The sequence below is a fragment of the Cupriavidus sp. 30B13 genome, from assembly GCF_049059565.2.
In the GTDB taxonomy this organism is placed as follows: domain Bacteria; phylum Pseudomonadota; class Gammaproteobacteria; order Burkholderiales; family Burkholderiaceae; genus Cupriavidus.
The window spans coordinates 516106-532400 of record NZ_CP188224.1 but is presented as its reverse complement, the minus strand read 5'-3'; the positions used below and the strand labels follow the sequence as shown (position 1 = coordinate 532400).

Below are 16295 nucleotides of genomic sequence, written 5' to 3'. Positions count from 1 at the left end.
AAAACGCCGCGAAGATTCAGACGGCAGTGGAAAGGATGGCCGTGGCCTGGCTCGACAGCACGCCGCCATTGCCGTGCACCAGCGCCACCTGCGCGCCCGGCACCTGGCGCGCGCCGGCCTCGCGGCGCAGCTGCGCGACCGCTTCGATCACCAGGAAGATGCTGTACATGCCCGGGTGCGTGCACGACAAGCCGCCGCCGTTGGTGTTCATCGGGAAGGCGCCGCCGGGCTCGATGCGCCCGCCCGAAACGAATGCGCCGCCTTCGCCCTTGGCGCAGAAGCCTAGGTCCTCCAGGAACAGGATCGGGTTGATGGTGAAGGCGTCGTACAGCTCCACCACATCGATCTCGGCCGGCGTCAGGCCTGCTTCGGCAAAAGCCTTGCGGCCCGACTCCACGGCCGGGGTCACGGTCACGTCTTCCATGCAGGAAATCTGCCGGTGCCAGTGGGCGTGGCCGCAGCCGAGCACGTAGACCGGGCTGGCGTGCAGCCCGCGCGCGCGGTCGGCGCGCGTGACCACGAAGGCGCCGGCGCCGTCCGTCACCAGGCAGCAATCGCGCACCGTGAGCGGATCGGAGATCATCCTGGCGCCGATCACGTCGTCCACGCTCAGCGGGCCGCGCGAGAACGCATCGGGGTTGAGCTGCGCCCACTTGCGCGCGGCCACCGCCACCTCGGCCAGCTGCGTGCGCGTGGTGCCGTACTGGTGCATGTGGCGCGCCGCCGCCAGCGCATAGCTGCTGGGCGGGTTGAAGGGCTTGTACGGATGCTCGTAGGGCTGCGGGTCCAGCTCGGCGCGCATCTGGTTCTGGCGCGTGCTGCTTGGCACGCTGCGCGGCGTGGCGCCATAGCAGACCAGGACGTTGTCGCATTCGCCGGCCTCGATGGCCATCGCCGCGATCTTCAGGTCGGCGATGAAGGACGAGCCGCCGAACATGGTGCTGTCGGAAAAGCGCGGCCGGATGCCGAGGTACTCGGCCATGCGCATCACCCACCAGGGCGAGGTGAGGCTGGAGGTGATGATGCCGTCGATCTCGTGCATGCGCAGGCCGCTGGCCTTCACCGCCGCGTGCGCCGCCTGCGCGATGATCTCCTGCTCGGTGCGCCCGCCGGCGTGGCCCATGCCGGCCAGCCCGGTGCCGAGGATGGCGACGGCGCCGCGCCGTGCGCCGTGCGTGCCGTGCGTGCCGTGCGTGCCATACATGCCGCTCATTGCCGCACCTCCGCGGAAACGAACTCCAGCAGCGGCCCGGCCGCCTCCTGCGCGATCCGTGCCCGCACCCGCATGCCGATGCGCACCGCGTCGGGCGCCACGCCCGCGACCCGGCTCATCATGCGCGGGCCTTCGTCGAGGTCGATCAGGCTGACGTTGTAGTCGCCTTCCTGCCGGCGCACCGTGGTGGCGGAATACACCGTGCCGCCGCCGGACGGCGCGTGCCAGGCCAGCGCATCCGAGCCGCAGTGCGGGCACAGCACGCGCGGGAAGAAATGCCAGCGCCCGCATTCGCCGCAGCGGGGAATGACGAAGCTGCCTTGCGCCAGGCTGGCGAAGTAGAAGGCGTCGGCGCCCTGGGTTTCGTTGCCGGCCGACGCGGCCGTGCCGCCGCCGTTCTCCGTGTGCATGGCGCTCGCTCCGCGTGGGGTTGCTTCGGGGTTCATTCGTCCACCTTCACGCCGGTGACCTGTACCGTGTGCTGCCACTTGGCCACTTCGGCCTCCACGTACTGGCGAAACGCGGCCGGGTCGAGCGTGCCGGCGGCCTCGGCGCTCTGCTTGCGCAGCTTGGCCGCCATCTCCGGCGAGCGCATGATGCGGTTGGCTTCCTGGTTCAGGCGCGCCACGATCTCCGGCGCGGTGCCGGCCGGCGCGTACAGGCCCAGCCAGGTGTACAGGTCGTAGTTCTTGAAACCGGCTTCGGCGATGGTGGGCAGCTCGGGGAACAGCTTGCTGCGCTCGGCGCTGGTGACGGCGATGGGCCGCAGCTTGCCGGCGGCGATGAAGGCGGAGACGCTCATCGAATCCTGGAACACCATCGGGATCTGCCCGGCCACCACGTCGTTGGTGGAAGGCGACGCGCCCTTGTACGGCACGTGCACCAGCGGCACGCCGGCCACCTGCCGGAACAGCTCGCCGGCCAGGTGGGTGGAGCCGCCCACGCCGGCGGAGCCGTACGGCACGCTCGGCTGCGCCTTGGCCCACTTGATGAACTCCGGCAACGTGCGCGCCGGCACCGAGGGGTTCACCACCAGCATGTTGGGCGCCTTGGCGATCAGGGCGATCGGCTCGAAATCCTTGACCGGCTGGTAGCGCACGTTCTTCTGCACGGCCGGGCCGATGACGTGGCCGGTGGCGCTGAGCAGCAGCGTGTAGCCGTCGCCGGGCTTGCGCGCCACGTACTCGGTGGCGATCTGCCCGGCCGCGCCGGGGCGGTTCTCCACCACGAAGCTCTGCTTGAACGCCTGCGACAGTTCCGCGGCCAGCAGGCGGCCCACGATATCGGTCATGCCGCCGGGCGCGAACGCCACCACGATGGTCACCGGCTTGGCCGGGTAGGCATCGGCCCGGGCCGGCTGCGCGTGCGCGGCGCCGGCCGCGAGAAGGGTGGAACAGATGCTGCCGCACATGGCGAGCAGGCGCAGGCGGGCCTGGATGGTTTTCACGGCTGTCTCCGGATCGATCGTTCTTATGTGTCGCCGCCGGACCGGCACAAGACGAAGGATCCGCCTTCCACGGGCCTGGAAGCTGGCAGCCAGTATATTTTTCGCGGCCGCCATCGGGCCATCCGAAAAATTCGAACCGGCAGTTCGCGGAATTAGAACGCTCGGAGAATGCGGCGCCCGGAACCGGGCCGCGCTCAGCCCTGCCGGGCCAGCAGCGCCATCGCCCTGTCGCCGAACAGCGTCAGCAGCACCCCGCCCAGGATCACCGCCGCGCCGGCAACCTTGACGCCGGTGAGCGGCCGCACCGCCATGCCGGCGATGCCGAACTGGTCGATCGCCAGCGAAGTGAACAACTGCCCCATGATGACCAGCGCGAGCATGTTGGCGATGCCGATGCGCGGCGCCAGCAGCACCGTGCAGAAGATCGCCGCGGCGCCCAGCAGACCGCCGGTGAAGCGCCACGCCGGCTGGCCCGGCAGGCTGGCCACGGCGCTGGCCAGGCCGCCCTTGCCCACGGCGATGGCGGCCAGCGCGACGGTGCCGACCAGGAAGGAGAGGAAGCCGGCCGCGACCGTGTTGCCGCCGAGCCCGGCGGCCAGGCGGCTGTTGACGGCGGCTTGCACCGAAATCGCGGCGCCGGCCGCGAAGGCGGTGAGCAGGAGAAATGGGTTCATGGCTGACAAGGCATCCGTGGCAGGAAAGGCGGCCGGCGCTCAGGCGAGGTCCGGCGAGGCGTCGGCGAACGGGTCCGCCGTGTAGCCGGCGCGCCCGAACAGGTAGGCGCGCGACGCTTCGGTGATCTCGCGCAGGCGCCGCATGTCCACGCCGAGCAGCTTGCCGCCGCGCTTGCGCAGGCGCCCGGCCACCATGACGGTGTCGACGTTGCCGCGGTCGGCCGCGTGCACCACGGTGCCGATGGCGTTGCTGGACGGGTAGAGATTGATGTCGCCGGCGCGGATCAGGATCAGGTCGGCCTGCTTGCCCGGCGTGAGGGAGCCGGTGCGGGCGTCCAGCCCGGCCATGCGCGCGCCGCTGAGGGTGCCGGCCTTGAGCATGCCGCGCACGGAAACGGCGGCGGGCGCGTCCTGCTCGCCGCGATAGCGGCGGTGCTGCGCATGCGCGCGCTGCACGAAGTAGGCCACGCGCATCTCGGAGAACATGTCGCCGCCGTAGGAAGCCTCCACGTCCACGCTGAGGGCCGGCTCGATGCCGTGGTCGACGGCGCGCTGGTAGGCATGCACGCCTTCCTCCAGCGCGTACTGCGCGTCCGAGCGCGGGCAGACGTTGACCCTGACGCCGGTGCGGCGGATGATCTCCCACTCGGCGTCGCTCAGGCCGGTGTTGTGGTTGAAGATATTGTCCGGGCCGAGCAGGCCTTCCCGCTCCAGCCCGGGCAGCAGCGCGCCCATCTCGGCGCCGAGGAACTCGGTGATGATCGGCAGGCCCAGCGCGCGCGCCGCGGCCCAGGTCGCGCGGTCCCACTGCGACATCATGGCCATGGTCACCAGGCCGTCCTCGCCGGCGAAGCGCTCGCGCTTGAGGCGGGCGAGGTCGCCGGGCCAGTGGTGCGCCCATGCGCCGGCCAGCGGCGTGCCGGGCGCGTACACGGCGCGGATGCCGGCGTCTTCCAGCGCGTCGATCGCCGCGTCGGAATGCTGCGGGCTGCGCGCATTGTGCGAGTTGTCGACCACGGTGGTGATGCCGGCGTCCAGGCAGCCCAGCGCGGTCAGCATGTTGCCGATGTAGATGTCCTCCGGGCGGTAGTGGGTGGCGAACGAGAAGTGCGTCGAGTTCAGGTAGTCAAGCAGCGTCGGCGAGTTCGGGGCGATGCGGCGCAGCTGGCCCTCCCACGCATGGCGGTGCGCGTCGACCAGCCCCGGCACGACGATCATGTCGGTGGCGTCGATGACCTGCGCGCCGTCGGCCGGCAAGCCGCGGCCGATGGCGGCGATCCGGCCGCCGCGGACCAGGATGTCGCCGCCGGCAAGGTCGCCGACCTGCGGGTCCATGCTGACGATGGTGCCGCCCCGGATGAGGATGGCTTGCGGTGCATCGGCGGGGGCCGGGGGGGCGACGACGTTGCGCAGGACGTCCCAGGCATGGCGTGGCGTTTCGGTGTTCGGCATCGGTGGGTCTCGCTTGTGGTTGGCGGCGCCCGGGCGCCCGGGGCGAGCGGGCGCCGCGCCGCGTTCACGCCGGCAAAGGCGGCGGCCATGGGACAATCGGGCGCCCGGGGCATGCAGCGCATTCTGGCCCGCGCGGGGGGCGGGAAAAAGCGGCCGCGGCCGGTATGAGAATCCGGCGCCGCCGAACAATGGACACGGGCGCGGGCGCTATCTTTCCCCGTCTTGAAAACGCGGAGGACTCGGACATGGACCGCTTGCAGGCAATGCGGGTGTTTCAACGCATCGTGGAAGCGAACAGCTTTACGCGGGCCGCGGAGACGCTGGGGTTGCCGCCCTCTTCCGTGACCAGCATCGTGCAGAACCTGGAAGCCCATCTCGGCGTGCGGCTATTGCAGCGGACCACGCGGCGGCTCAGCCTGACGCCGGACGGCGCGGTCTACTTCGAGCACTGCAACCGCATCCTCGACGACATCGACAGCGTGGAAGGCAGCTTTCCCGGCGTGGCCGGCAAGCCGAAGGGCAAGCTCAGGGTCGACGCGCCGATCTCCATCTGCAAGGCGGTGCTGATCCCGGCGCTGAAAGCTTTCCAGCAGGCCTATCCCGACATCGAGCTGACCTTGAGCCTGAACGACAGGACGGTCGACCTGGTCCAGGAGGGCGTGGACTGCGCGATCCGCACCGGCGCGCTGGCCGACTCCGCCACGCTGGTGGGGCGGCAGGTGGGCACCTTCGAGTGGATGACGTGTGCCGCGCCGGCCTACCTGGCCGAGTTCGGCGAGCCCGAGAGCGTGGAAGCGCTGCGCCAGCACCGCACGGTGGGATACACGCTCAGCCGCACCGGGCGCCCGCTTGAATGGAGCTTCGTGGTGGACGACAACCTGGAGCATTTCCTGCCGGCCGGCAGCCTCTTCGTCAACGACGCGGAGAGCTATGCCGAGTGCGGCGTCGCGGGCCTGGGCATCGTCCAGGCCGGCAGCTATCTCCTGCTGCCGTACATCGACGCCGGCAAGCTGGTGCCGCTGCTGCGCGGCTATGCGCTGGCGCCGGTGCCGGTTTCGATCCTGTACGCGCGCAACCGCAATCTTTCCCCCACGGTGCGCGCCTTCCTCGAATGGGCGATGGCGCTGTTCGCCGACTCGCCGGTCTTCAACGGCGAGCGCCTGAAGGGGCAGCCCGCGCGGCCCGCGGCCCGCCCCGCGCGGCGCCCGCGGAAGTGAGGCTGCCGGCGCCGCGGACAATGCGGACCCAGGCCTGCCCGCGCGCGCGTCAGCCTCCGCGGAACAGCTCGCTGGCACCCACGTACACGCGGATGCCCCTGTCAGCCTTGTGGCGCGCCCTCCTCCCGGGTCGCCGCCACGCGCGGATCGTCGAGCAGGAACTGCACGAAGGCGGCGGTAAAGGACGGCAGCTTGCGCTCCGCGCGCACGATCAGGTTCAGCTCGCGGCGCGCCCACGGCTCGGCCAGCCGCACGCCGGCCACGCGCGCTTCGCGCAGCGCCTGCGCGGCCACGCTGCGCGGCACCAGCGCCACGCCCACGCCGGCCTCCACCAGCGACAGCGCGGCTTCGAAGCTATGCGCATGCAGCCGCACGTTGGGGCTCTTGCCGGCACGCTGCGCCATGTCGCGCAGGAAGAGGAAATTGCTGCTGCTGCGGCTCATGCAGACGAAATCGAATTCCAGCGCCGCGCCGAAACGCAGCTCCGCCTGGCGCGCGAGCGGATGGTCGGCCGGCACGGCCAGGATCAGTTCGTCCACGGCATAACGTTCGGCGCGCACGCCGCCGGCATCGATGTCGCCCGCCAGGATGCCGATGTCGGCCTCCTGCGCCGCCACGGCGGAAGGAATGGCCTGGCTGGCGCGCTCCTCCAGGTCGATGTTGACGTCGGGGTTGGCCGCCAGGAAGCGGCTCACGCTGGGAATGATGAAGCCATTGAGCGAGCTGCTGTTGGCCAGCAGGCGGATGTGGCCCTTCAGGCCGGCCGAGAAGCGCCCCACTTCGCCGTGCATGCGCTCCACGCCCTGCAGCAGTTCGCGCACGTGCGCGAGCAGGGTCTGGCCGGCGGGCGTGAGCTCCATGCCGCGCGCGTTGCGCACGAACAGCGGCGTGCCCATCGCATGCTCGAGGTTCTTCAGCCGGTAGCTGGCGGCGGATGCCGTGATGTGGATCGCGGATGCCCCGCTGGACAGGTTCTGCGCTTCGGCAATGGCCTGGAACAGGCGCAGGTCTGTCAGTTCGTAGCGCACGGTGTCTCCGTTTTCGTTCTCGTTTTCGTGGCGCGCCCCCGCCGGAATGGCAAGGCCGCGCCACGATTCTAGAACATGCGGGCGGCCCGCCCTCCCGTGCGGGGGCGGGCCGCGGCGCCGGCGCCTCAGATCAGCGTCAGGCGCACGTCGATATTGCCGCGCGTGGCGTTCGAGTACGGGCACACGATGTGCGCCTTGTCGACCAGCGACTGGGCCACGGCGCGGTCCACGCCGGGCAGCGAGATGTTCAGGTCCACTTCGATGCCGAAGCCCGTGGGGATGGCGCCGATGCCGACCTGGCCGGTGATGGAGGTATCCGCGGGCAGCGCGATCTTGTCGCGCGCGGCGACGAACTTCAGCGCGCCCAGGAAGCAGGCCGAATAGCCGGCGGCGAACAGTTGCTCGGGGTTGGTGCCGGCGCCGCCCGCGCCGCCCAGCTCGCGCGGGGTGGCCAGCTTGACGTCCAGCACGTTGTCGGAAGACACGGCGCGGCCGTCGCGGCCTCCGGTGGCGGTGGCGCTGGCGCGGTAGAGGACTTTTTCGATCGACATGGTGAATCTCCGGTTTGTTGAGTGAGGGTGAAACTGCCGGCCCGGGAGCCGTGGGTTATGAAGTGCTGCGTTATGAGGTGCTGCGTACTGCGTGGTTCCTGCTTGCTGCCGTACTGCTGTCTGCTATCTGCCACCTGCTACCTGCTACCTGCTTACTATCAGCTATCTGCGGAACACTGCATAGCTGACGATTGAATCGTGCACTATATATATATCGGATTCCAGCGGCGCGCTCGCGCCGCCGCCGGCCTTCCTTCAGCCTTTCAACTGCCCGCGTCGGCGAACCGCTCGCGCAGCTTGTCCAGCCCCGCCTTGACCGACGCGATCTCTTCGATGCCGCAATCCGCCGCGCACAGCACCGCGCGCGGCACCGCCTCGGCCTGCTGCCGCAGCGCGCGCCCTTGCGGGGTCAGCGTGACGATGACCTGCCGCTCGTCGGCCGCGGCGCGCTCGCGGCGCAGCAGCTGCTGCGCTTCCATGCGCTTGAGCAGCGGCGTCAGCGTGGCCGAGTCCAGGTGCAGGCGCGCGCCGATGTCCGATACCGTCAGGCCGTCGGCCTCCCACAACACCATCATCACCAGGTACTGCGGGTAGGTCAGGCCCAGCGGCGCCAGCAACTTGCGGTATAGCTTGTTCAGGGCCAGCGAAGTGGCATACACGGAAAAGCAGAACTGGTGGTCCAGCAGCAGCGCGGAGGCGCTGTCGATGCCGGCGCCAGTGGCTGCCTGCTTGTTCCGGGAAGTGCGTTTCGTGTCCATGGACCGTAATTTAGATCGCGCACTATTTAATTGCAAGCTATTTTTTAGTCATGGCAGATTTTTTTTGCGCGCGCACCCGGCCGGTCAGGGCTGGTCGTCTCCCACCACGCCCAGCGCGGTGGTGTCTATGGTCTCAACCTTGCCCTTCTGCCGCACCTCCGTACGCAGCACGAAGGACTCGGTCGGACAGTACCAGTCGGTGATCTCCATGACCGCGGGTTCCGTCTGGATCACCTCGTCGCCCATCAGCACCGGGCCGAGCGAATTGCGCTTCTCGTAGGTGATCGGCATGCACTCGCGGCGGCCGAGCGTGGTCTCGATGGCGCGCGGGCGGCCCACGCGGCGCTCGCCGATGGTGACCGAGGCCGACGGCGCGCGGATGGTGGTGACGAGCGCGTCGGTGGCCAGGCTGTGGATCTCCAGGTCGAGGCTGGAGGTGAGCGTCTCGCCCGGCAGCACCACGCCTTCGCGCACCGCCAGCCCGGCATAGCTGAGCACGCCGTGGCCCTGGAACGACGCCTCGCCGAACAGGCGCGTGTAGCGCGCCCGCGCGTTGATGGTGGCGCGCTGGCTGCTGACCGTGCCGCCGGTGCCGCTGGCCGCGCGGTCGAAATTCATGTGGTGCACCTGGTCCATCACCACCGGCGGCCCCATCATCGCGGCGAGCGCCGATTTCGAATGGATCGTCAGCCATGCGCTGCAGCCGGTCTCGGTGCGCACCGGATGGCGGATCGTCATGGTGATCGACATCGGCATGTCGCCGTCGGCTTCCATCTGCGTGCGGGCGCCGGACTGGAACCAGTCGGTGTCGCAGATGGTGCCCGGCGCGGCGGGCAGCGGCTCCGCCGGCGCGGCAGATGCGGCAGACGCGGCGGCGGCGGCCGCGGCGGCGGCGGTATCCGGCGGCACGGCCGGCTGCGCCTGCGCGGCGCCGCAGATGCCGCACAGCAGCAATGCGGACAGGCGGGCCAGCGCCGGCGCCCATGCGCGCGCGCCCGGTTTTGCGCCGGCGGCGGTCCGGCAAAGTCGAACTGTCATGTCATATCCCTGGCTGGCCCGCGGGCCGCGGCGGCACCGGCCGCCGTCACGCAGCGAAGGTAGCACCGCCGCCAGGTCCGCACAATCCGGACCGGCAGCCGGCGCCGCCCGGCGCGTACAATCGGCCGACGCCAGCCATGACTACAAGGAGACGACAATGGCAGTGATCGGACCGGATGTGAGCCTGCACCCGAGCGCCTACGTGCACGAATCAGCCTACCTCTACGGCAAGATCACGGTGCACGAGAACGCCTCGATCTGGATCAACGCGGCCGCGCGCGCGGAGCACACGGAAATCGTCATCGGCGCGTACACCAACATCCAGGACTTCGCCATGCTGCACGTGGGCGACCGCACGCCCACCCTCATCGGCAGCCATTGCTCCATCACCCATCACTGCACCATCCACGGCTGCACCATCGGCGACAACTGCCTGATCGGCATCAACGCCACCATCATGGACGGCTGCGTGATCGGCGACAACAGCATCGTCGCCGGCCATGCCTTCCTCAAGGAAGGCACCGTGATCCCGCCCGACTCCATCGTCATGGGCAGCCCCGGCAAGGTCACGCGCACGCAGAACAACTACGTGCGCAACCGGCTCAACGCCTTCCTGTACTACAAGAACGCGCTGGCCTATGCGCAGCAGAACTACCGCGCCTGGGAGGGCCCGGCGTTCACGGCCGAAGTGATGCGGGAGATGGCGAAGCTGCAGGCGGAACTGAAGGCGCTGGCCGGCTGAGGCCGGCCGCCTGGAGCGGTCCGCTCACGCCAGGCCGCTCACACCAGACCGATATCCACGGCGCGCGTGTCGGGAAACACCTGCGCCAGGCGCGTGTCGTCCAGCCCGTAGAGACGCTTGAAGAGGCCGCCGAGCAGCGCGCGGTATTCGTTGAGCACGGGCCAGTCGCGGTTCTGGTTCAGCGTGCGCGGCTCCACCGCCACCTGCTCGCCGGCGATGCGCCCGCCGCGCACCGCGCCGCCGGCCACCCAGTACACCGTGCCGTGGCCGTGGTCGGTGCCGCGCGTGCCGTTCTCGCGGAAGGTGCGGCCGAACTCCGACACCACCACCAGCGTGGTCTGGTTCCACGCCGGGCCGATTTCCTCGGCGAAGCCGGCAATGCCGCGCCCGAGGTTGTCGAGCAGGCTGGCCAGCTGCCCTTGCGCGCCGCCCTGGTTGACGTGCGTGTCCCAGCCGCCCACGTCGATGAAGCCCAGGTTGAAACGTTCGCGCATCAGGCCCGCCATGCGGCGCGCTTCGAGCTCGAACCCCCTCGCGCTGAGCGCGCGCCGGTTGGCCGCCTGCATCTCCTGCATGCGGGCAGCCATGGCGGCATCGCCATCGCCCTGCCCGCCCTGCGTCAGCATGGCGTTGCGGCGCTGCATGGCCTCGGCCTCCTGCGCCACCGTCTGGCGCAGCTCGAAGCCTTCGTCGATCAGTGACTCGAAACGCGTGCCGCGGTACATCTGCGCCAGCACGCGCGTCTGGCGCTCGTCGAACGGCGTGCGCCCGGTGCCCTTGAGCGAGACGTTGGGCACGTTGAGCGGCCCGCTGAGCACCACCGGCAGGCCGTCGGTAAAGGCCACCGGCGCGGCGCGTCCGCCCATGGCGCCGGCCAGCCGGTTGAGAAAGCCGGTGCCGCGCAACGGCGACCCGGCGCCCGCCGGCGGCAGGCCCGCTTCCACGCCGTCCTGCGTCTCGAAGTGGCTGCGCGACAAGTCCTCCGTGCCGGCAAACGGCACGAAGGCAAGCTGCTGCTTCTGCCACAGCGGCAGCATGCTGCCCCTGAGCGCGGGATGCAGCGCCCAGTCGCCGATGCCCCGCTCCGGTCCCCCGCCGGAGGCCGCCGCCAGCGACAGCGCCGCGCGCGGATCGCCGGGCAGGCCGGGCGCAGCCGGCCGGGCGATGGCGATCGTGGGCCGGGAGGCATAATAAAAATCGCTGCCCGCGGGCACCAGCACGTTGGTGGCATCGTAGCCGCCGCGCAGGAATACCAGCAGGAAGCGCGCGTCGGCCTGCTGCGGCAGCGCATAAGCGCGCGAGACGATGCCGGGCGCCAGCGTGGCCAGCCCGGCCATGCCGGCGCGCCTGAGCCATTCACGTCGTTGCATAGCGGCTCCTGTGTCGTAATCAGTCCTGCATCCACTCGGGCGAAGACAACAATATCGTGTTCCATTCGGCCTGCGACGCGGCCTGCGTCATGGCGGTGCGCGTGGCGGGCCCGAGCGTGGACTCGATGCTGCCGAAGTACATGCGGTTGCCAAGCTGCGGAAAGCCCGTGCGCTCGGCCGGCTTGCCGTCGTCCTGCGAGAACAGCCCGGCCTGCCCGGAGCCGATCGCGCGCGCGATCTCGAAGCGCTTGACCATCTGGCCCGAGCTGGCCCACGCGCTTTCCGCGGCGGGGAAACCGTCCGGCGTGACGCGGCCGTAGAGCGGCTCGCCGAGCTGGTTGAGCCAGCCGATGGCCGGGCGCAGGTTGGCCACCATGCGGCCGTCGTACGCCAGCCGCAGCGACGACGCCACGAACTGCATCGGGTCCTTGAAGCGGCGCGTGCCGGAGGCCAGCGTGGCATCGAGCTCGGCCGACAGGAACAGCGTGCGCAGCACGGTGGCGATATCGCCGTCGCTCCTGGCGAACGCCGCCGCCATGCGGTCGACCAGCGCCGGCGGCGGCGCGTCGCCGACGAAGTGCGCGGCGATCTTGGCCGAGAGGAAGCGCGCCGTGGCCGGATCGCGGCTGAGGATGTCCACGGCCTGCTCCACCTCATGGAAGCCGGAGGGCTCGATGCGGTGGCCGAGCAAGGTCTTGGCGCCGAAGTCGTGGCGGTTCGGGTTGAACTCGAACACGCCGTCGGCGCGGTACAGCGCCTGCTTCTGCGGCGGCAGCTTCGGCGCCTGGCCGCTGGCGTTGATGCCGAGCCCGGTCAGCACGCGCGCCAGCTCCTGCACGTCCTGCTGCGTGTAGCGCGAGCCGCTGGGGCCGCCGGACACGCCGAGCGTGTGCAGCTCCATCAGCTCGCGCGCGTAGTTTTCGTTGATGCGGCCGGCGGCGCTCTGCGCGTTGTCCAGGTACTCCAGCATGGCGGGCGCGGTCACGGTGGCCATCAGCAGGTCGCGGAACCTGCCGAGCGCGCGCGGCCGGATGGCCTTGTCCTCGTAGTCGGCCAGCACCCAGCGCACCGAGCCCTTGCCCGAGTACACGCTGAAATGGTTCATCCAGAACCACGTCATCTGCTCGCGCAACTGTGCCGGCGAATAGAGCGCGCGCAGCAGGTGGCGCCGGCCGGTGTCGAGCACCACTTCGTTGCCGGTGCGGTTGAGCGCGTCGCGGGCCTTCTGCTTTTCGTCCTCGTCGGCGAGCGTGTTGATGCGCTGCTGCTCGGCGCGCACGCCGCGCAGGCGCTGTTCGCCGCTTTGCTGGGCGACGCTCAATGTGCCGATGGCGGCCGCGAGCTCGCCGCTGTCGGCCGCGGGCGCCTTGAGCTGTTCGTCGAGATAGCGCGTGCGGCCCAGCTCGCGCAGGCGGTCGATGCCGGCCTGGTTGGCGCCGAAGGTCACGCTGTTGAGCCAGTGCAGGTCGGCCGGCCTGAGCGGGGCGCCGGGCGTGCTGTCGTCGTGCAGCCCGCCTTGCGCGCAGGCGGCCAGCAGCACGGCGGCCGCGGCCAGGCACGGCGTTGCCGTCAGGCGTGGAAAGCGAAGAGGCATGGCGGTCCTGTCTCGGCTCGCGCGAGCGCGTGGGTGACACCGCTCTTACGCGCGCGGACGCGGTTCGGTTGACCCGTCCGCGCCGCGATTTACCCGAACTTACACCCTGGAATGGATGTGGATGCGCAAGGAAAACGAAAGTTCCGGCCGCTGTCCGCGCACGCCTGCCCGCCGCGGACTCAGGGCTGGCCGCCCGGCGCGGGCATCGCGCGCAGCGTGAGCGCCCAGAAGGCCAGCGCCGCCAGGCTGATGGCCGCGCCCAGCACGCACACCCCGCTCCAGCCGGCGTGCGCATAGACGTGGGTCGAGGCGATGGCGCCGGCGCCGCTGCCCAGTGCGTAGAACAGCATGTAGCAGCCCACCAGCCGGCCATGCGCTTCGGGCTTCACGCGGAACACCAGGCTCTGGTTGGTGACGTGGATGGCCTGGCCGGCCAGGTCGAGCACCAGCACGCCGGCCGCCAGCAGCCACAGCGACTGCGGCGCGAACGCCAGCGGCAGCCAGCACGCCAGCAGCAGCACCAGCGCCACGCCGGTGGTGCGCTGGCCCAGGCCGCGATCGGCCAGCCGGCCCGCGCGCGCCGCCGCCAGCGCGCCCGCCGCGCCCACCAGCCCGAAGGCGCCGATGGCCGTGTGCGACAGGGAATGCGGCGGCGCGCTCAGCGGCAGCACCAGCGCGGTCCAGAACGCGCTGAAGGCGGCAAACATCAGCATGGCTAGCACGCCGCGGATCTGCAGCGTGCGCTCGCGCGCGAGCAGCACGAACATCGAGCCGAGCAGGCGCGCATAACCCATGCGCACCGGCGCCGCGGCCTGGCGCGGCAGGCGGCGCGCCAGCACCGCAAGCAACAGCAGCGCCAGCGCGCCCGATGTCGCGTACACCGCCCGCCAGCCGGCCAGGTCGGCCAGCACGCCCGCCATGGCGCGCGCGGCCAGCAGGCCGATCACCACGCCGCCCTGCGCCGCGCCCACCACGCGCCCGCGCTCGCCGGGCGCGGCCAGCGTGGCGGCGAACGCGATCAGCCCCTGCGTCATGGCCGTGCCGAGCAAGCCCACCGCCAGCATGCCGGCCAGCAGCGCGGGGCGCGTGGCGGCGAAACTGACCAGCCCAAGCGCCAGGGCCAGCAGCAGCAGTTGCAGCAGGATCAGCCGGCGCCGGTCCACCAGGTCGCCCAGCGGCACCAGCAACAGCAGCGCCAGCGCGCAGCCGGCCTGGGTGGCGGTCACCACGATGCCGACCGCGCTCTCGGCAAAACCGAACTCGCGCGCCATGGCGTCCAGCAGCGGCTGCGCGTAATAGACGTTGGCCACGCTCAGCCCGCAGGCCAGCGCGAACAGCCAGACCAGCGCGGGGGGCATGCGGGCGGGCGCCGCGGCGGCGGGCGGTATCGCGCGCGCATCGGCGTCGATGCAGGCATTGGCGGTCATGCGAGACTCCATCTGGTTTTTTTAGAAAACCAGATGGAGTCTATTTAACTTGGTTTCTTTAAGCAACCAAATGATGCGCAGCGCGCCGGATCGCCCGCGGCAATGCGCAGCAAAAGGCACCTCGGCAAGGTTGCTGCGTATATCGTATAGTTGCGATATTAATTTTGAGAGAAACGGATATATGTTTCGGTAAAAAACGAAACAGGCCGTTCTTCCGCGAGCCGACCCGCCCCCCCAAATGGACACCGACGACACCGACGACATCGACATCGACGCCATCCTCAAGGCCCTCGCCAACCCGCTGCGGCGCAATATCCTGGGCTGGCTGAAAGACCCGGAAGCGAATTTCGCCATGCAGGACCATCCGCTCGACATCGGCGTGTGCGCGGGCCTGATCGATGCGCGTACCGGGCTGTCGCAGTCCACGGTGTCGGCGCACCTCGCCACGCTGCAGCGCGCGGAGCTGGTGACGTCGAAGCGGGTCGGCCAATGGATTTTCTTCAAGCGCAACGAGCAGACCATCCAGGCCTTCCTGGACCGGCTGCACCGCGATCTTTGAACCCCGGCGGCGCGCGAGCGCCCTGTTTTCCGCACCGATGGTGCCTGTCTACCTGCTGTCTCTCCTGATACCGGACGAACCATGACTACCCTTTTCGACCCGATCCGCATTGGCGACCTCGACCTGCCCAACCGCGTCATCATGGCGCCGCTGACGCGCTCGCGCGCGGTGGGCGGCGGCCGCGTGCCCAACGCCCTCATGGCCGAGTACTACGTGCAGCGCGCCTCGGCCGGCCTGATCCTGAGCGAGGCCACCGCCGTCACGCCGCAGGGCGTGGGCTACGCCGACACCCCGGGCATCTGGTCCGACGAGCAGGTGGCCGGCTGGAAGGTGGTCACCGATGCCGTGCACGCCGCCGGCGGCCGCATCTTCCTGCAGCTCTGGCACGTGGGCCGCATCTCCGACCCGGTCTTCCTCGACGGCGACCTGCCGGTGGCGCCCAGCGCCATCGCCGCCAAGGGCCACGTCAGCCTGGTCCGCCCGCAGCGCCCCTACGTCACGCCGCGCGCGCTGGAAACCGACGAGATCCCGGGCATCGTGGCCGCCTACCGCCACGGCGCCGAAAACGCCAAGGCCGCCGGCTTCGACGGCGTGGAAGTGCACGGCGCCAACGGCTACCTGCTCGACCAGTTCCTGCAGGACAGCACCAACAAGCGCACCGACGCCTACGGCGGCCCGATCGAGAACCGCGCCCGCCTGCTGCTGGAAGTGACCGACGCCTGCATCGACGTGTGGGGCGCGGCGCGCGTGGGCGTGCACCTGGCGCCGCGCGGCGACGCCCACACCATGGGCGACTCCGACCCGGCCGCCACCTTCGGCTACGTGGCGCGCGAGCTCGGCAAGCGCAAGATCGCCTTCATCTGCGCGCGCGAGGCGCTCGGCGACGACCGCCTGGGACCGGCCCTGAAGCAGGCCTTCGGCGGCGTCTACATCGCCAACGAACGCATGACCAAGGACACCGCGCAGCGCGTGCTGGCAGCCGGCGAAGCCGATGCGGTGGCCTTCGGCCAGCTGTTCATCGCCAACCCGGACCTGCCGCGCCGCCTGCAGATCGACGCGCCGCTCAACGCGCCGCAGCCGGAAACCTTCTACCACCCGGGCGCGGAAGGCTACATCGACTACCCCGCGCTCGCCTGAGCACCGGGAAAACAGCCACGCGCGGCGCCGTGCGCGGCGCGGCGGGCACGGCGCATCATGCCGCCGTGCCCGCCCGGCGGTGGCGCCA

At 70.4% G+C, this 16295-nt stretch carries 16 protein-coding genes; 4 read left to right on the top strand and 12 right to left on the bottom strand.

Annotation, left to right across the window (positions count from 1 at the left end; translation table 11 throughout):
- Positions 1-16: 16 nt before the first annotated feature.
- The 5 genes from ACKI2N_RS21700 to ACKI2N_RS21680 all read right to left on the bottom strand — a co-directional run bounded on the left by ACKI2N_RS21700 (position 17) and on the right by ACKI2N_RS21680 (position 4786).
- A complete protein-coding gene (locus ACKI2N_RS21700; protein ID WP_420995569.1) occupies positions 17-1213 on the bottom strand; it encodes a thiolase in 1197 nt (398 codons plus the stop codon).
- On the bottom strand, positions 1210-1623 hold the full coding sequence (locus tag ACKI2N_RS21695; RefSeq protein WP_420995568.1) for a Zn-ribbon domain-containing OB-fold protein: 414 nt from the start codon (positions 1621-1623) through the stop codon (positions 1210-1212). The genes ACKI2N_RS21700 and ACKI2N_RS21695 overlap by 4 nt, the downstream gene beginning before the upstream one ends.
- Positions 1624-1655: 32 nt before the next feature.
- Positions 1656-2660 carry a tripartite tricarboxylate transporter substrate binding protein gene (locus ACKI2N_RS21690; RefSeq protein WP_420995567.1) on the bottom strand — a complete coding sequence of 335 codons (1005 nt, stop codon included), beginning with the start codon at positions 2658-2660 and terminating at the stop codon, positions 1656-1658.
- A gap of 194 nt (positions 2661-2854) precedes the next feature.
- The gene (locus ACKI2N_RS21685; RefSeq protein WP_420995566.1) at positions 2855-3334 is read right to left on the bottom strand and encodes a DMT family transporter; all 480 of its coding nucleotides are present in this window, start codon (positions 3332-3334) and stop codon (positions 2855-2857) included.
- Between the two features lie 39 nt (positions 3335-3373).
- The gene (locus ACKI2N_RS21680) at positions 3374-4786 is read right to left on the bottom strand and encodes an amidohydrolase family protein (protein ID WP_420995565.1); all 1413 of its coding nucleotides are present in this window, start codon (positions 4784-4786) and stop codon (positions 3374-3376) included.
- A 263-nt stretch (positions 4787-5049) separates the two neighbouring features.
- Between ACKI2N_RS21680 and ACKI2N_RS21675 the strand changes: the two genes are divergently transcribed.
- Positions 5050-6003: a LysR substrate-binding domain-containing protein gene (locus tag ACKI2N_RS21675; RefSeq protein ID WP_426990957.1), complete on the top strand. Its 954-nt coding sequence runs from the start codon at positions 5050-5052 to the stop codon at positions 6001-6003.
- A gap of 101 nt (positions 6004-6104) precedes the next feature.
- Here the strand turns inward: ACKI2N_RS21675 and ACKI2N_RS21670 are convergent, their stop codons facing one another.
- The 4 genes from ACKI2N_RS21670 to ACKI2N_RS21655 form a co-directional block, all read right to left on the bottom strand.
- The gene (locus ACKI2N_RS21670; RefSeq protein ID WP_420995563.1) at positions 6105-7031 is read right to left on the bottom strand and encodes a LysR substrate-binding domain-containing protein; all 927 of its coding nucleotides are present in this window, start codon (positions 7029-7031) and stop codon (positions 6105-6107) included.
- Between the two features lie 125 nt (positions 7032-7156).
- Positions 7157-7582, bottom strand: coding sequence for an organic hydroperoxide resistance protein (locus ACKI2N_RS21665; protein ID WP_420995562.1), 426 nt, complete (start codon positions 7580-7582; stop codon positions 7157-7159).
- 263 nt (positions 7583-7845) lie between these two features.
- The gene (locus ACKI2N_RS21660; RefSeq protein WP_420995561.1) at positions 7846-8340 is read right to left on the bottom strand and encodes a MarR family winged helix-turn-helix transcriptional regulator; all 495 of its coding nucleotides are present in this window, start codon (positions 8338-8340) and stop codon (positions 7846-7848) included.
- 84 nt (positions 8341-8424) lie between these two features.
- Positions 8425-9291 (bottom strand): hypothetical protein, encoded by an 867-nt coding sequence (locus ACKI2N_RS21655; protein WP_420995688.1) that lies wholly within the window; start codon positions 9289-9291, stop codon positions 8425-8427.
- Positions 9292-9535: 244 nt separating this feature from the next.
- On the opposite strand from ACKI2N_RS21655, the gene ACKI2N_RS21650 reads away from it, so the two are divergent.
- Positions 9536-10120, top strand: a complete 585-nt coding sequence (locus tag ACKI2N_RS21650) for a gamma carbonic anhydrase family protein (RefSeq protein WP_420995560.1) — start codon at positions 9536-9538, stop codon at positions 10118-10120.
- 38 nt (positions 10121-10158) lie between these two features.
- On the opposite strand, the gene ACKI2N_RS21645 is transcribed toward ACKI2N_RS21650, so the two are convergent.
- From ACKI2N_RS21645 to ACKI2N_RS21635, 3 genes are all read right to left on the bottom strand, one after another.
- Positions 10159-11490, bottom strand: a complete 1332-nt coding sequence (locus ACKI2N_RS21645) for a DUF1501 domain-containing protein (RefSeq protein WP_420995559.1) — start codon at positions 11488-11490, stop codon at positions 10159-10161.
- Between the two features lie 19 nt (positions 11491-11509).
- Positions 11510-13084: a DUF1800 domain-containing protein gene (locus ACKI2N_RS21640; RefSeq protein WP_420995558.1), complete on the bottom strand. Its 1575-nt coding sequence runs from the start codon at positions 13082-13084 to the stop codon at positions 11510-11512.
- 179 nt (positions 13085-13263) lie between these two features.
- Positions 13264-14511, bottom strand: a complete 1248-nt coding sequence (locus tag ACKI2N_RS21635) for an MFS transporter (protein WP_420995557.1) — start codon at positions 14509-14511, stop codon at positions 13264-13266.
- 238 nt (positions 14512-14749) lie between these two features.
- Between ACKI2N_RS21635 and ACKI2N_RS21630 the strand changes: the two genes are divergently transcribed.
- Together ACKI2N_RS21630 and ACKI2N_RS21625 are read left to right on the top strand one after the other, a co-directional pair.
- On the top strand, positions 14750-15070 hold the full coding sequence (locus ACKI2N_RS21630) for an ArsR/SmtB family transcription factor (protein ID WP_420995556.1): 321 nt from the start codon (positions 14750-14752) through the stop codon (positions 15068-15070).
- Between the two features lie 81 nt (positions 15071-15151).
- Complete coding sequence (locus ACKI2N_RS21625) at positions 15152-16207, top strand: alkene reductase (RefSeq protein WP_420995555.1); 1056 nt, start codon at positions 15152-15154, stop codon at positions 16205-16207.
- Positions 16208-16295: the final 88 nt, after the last annotated feature.

Bases quoted from the DNA above. Each gene is read 5' to 3' on its own strand.
- ACKI2N_RS21700 (WP_420995569.1), bottom strand. From the start codon at position 1,213: ATGAGCGGCATGTATGGCACGCACGGCACGCACGGCACGCACGGCGCA.
- ACKI2N_RS21640 (WP_420995558.1), bottom strand. From the start codon at position 13,084: ATGCCTCTTCGCTTTCCACGCCTGACGGCAACGCCGTGCCTGGCCGCG.
- ACKI2N_RS21675 (WP_426990957.1), top strand. From the start codon at position 5,050: ATGCGGGTGTTTCAACGCATCGTGGAAGCGAACAGCTTTACGCGGGCC.
- ACKI2N_RS21645 (WP_420995559.1), bottom strand. From the start codon at position 11,490: ATGCAACGACGTGAATGGCTCAGGCGCGCCGGCATGGCCGGGCTGGCC.
- ACKI2N_RS21630 (WP_420995556.1), top strand. From the start codon at position 14,750: ATGGACACCGACGACACCGACGACATCGACATCGACGCCATCCTCAAG.
- ACKI2N_RS21680 (WP_420995565.1), bottom strand. From the start codon at position 4,786: ATGCCGAACACCGAAACGCCACGCCATGCCTGGGACGTCCTGCGCAAC.
- ACKI2N_RS21685 (WP_420995566.1), bottom strand. From the start codon at position 3,334: ATGAACCCATTTCTCCTGCTCACCGCCTTCGCGGCCGGCGCCGCGATT.
- ACKI2N_RS21650 (WP_420995560.1), top strand. From the start codon at position 9,536: ATGGCAGTGATCGGACCGGATGTGAGCCTGCACCCGAGCGCCTACGTG.
- ACKI2N_RS21695 (WP_420995568.1), bottom strand. From the start codon at position 1,623: ATGCACACGGAGAACGGCGGCGGCACGGCCGCGTCGGCCGGCAACGAA.
- ACKI2N_RS21635 (WP_420995557.1), bottom strand. From the start codon at position 14,511: ATGACCGCCAATGCCTGCATCGACGCCGATGCGCGCGCGATACCGCCC.
- ACKI2N_RS21665 (WP_420995562.1), bottom strand. From the start codon at position 7,582: ATGTCGATCGAAAAAGTCCTCTACCGCGCCAGCGCCACCGCCACCGGA.
- ACKI2N_RS21625 (WP_420995555.1), top strand. From the start codon at position 15,152: ATGACTACCCTTTTCGACCCGATCCGCATTGGCGACCTCGACCTGCCC.
- ACKI2N_RS21660 (WP_420995561.1), bottom strand. From the start codon at position 8,340: ATGGACACGAAACGCACTTCCCGGAACAAGCAGGCAGCCACTGGCGCC.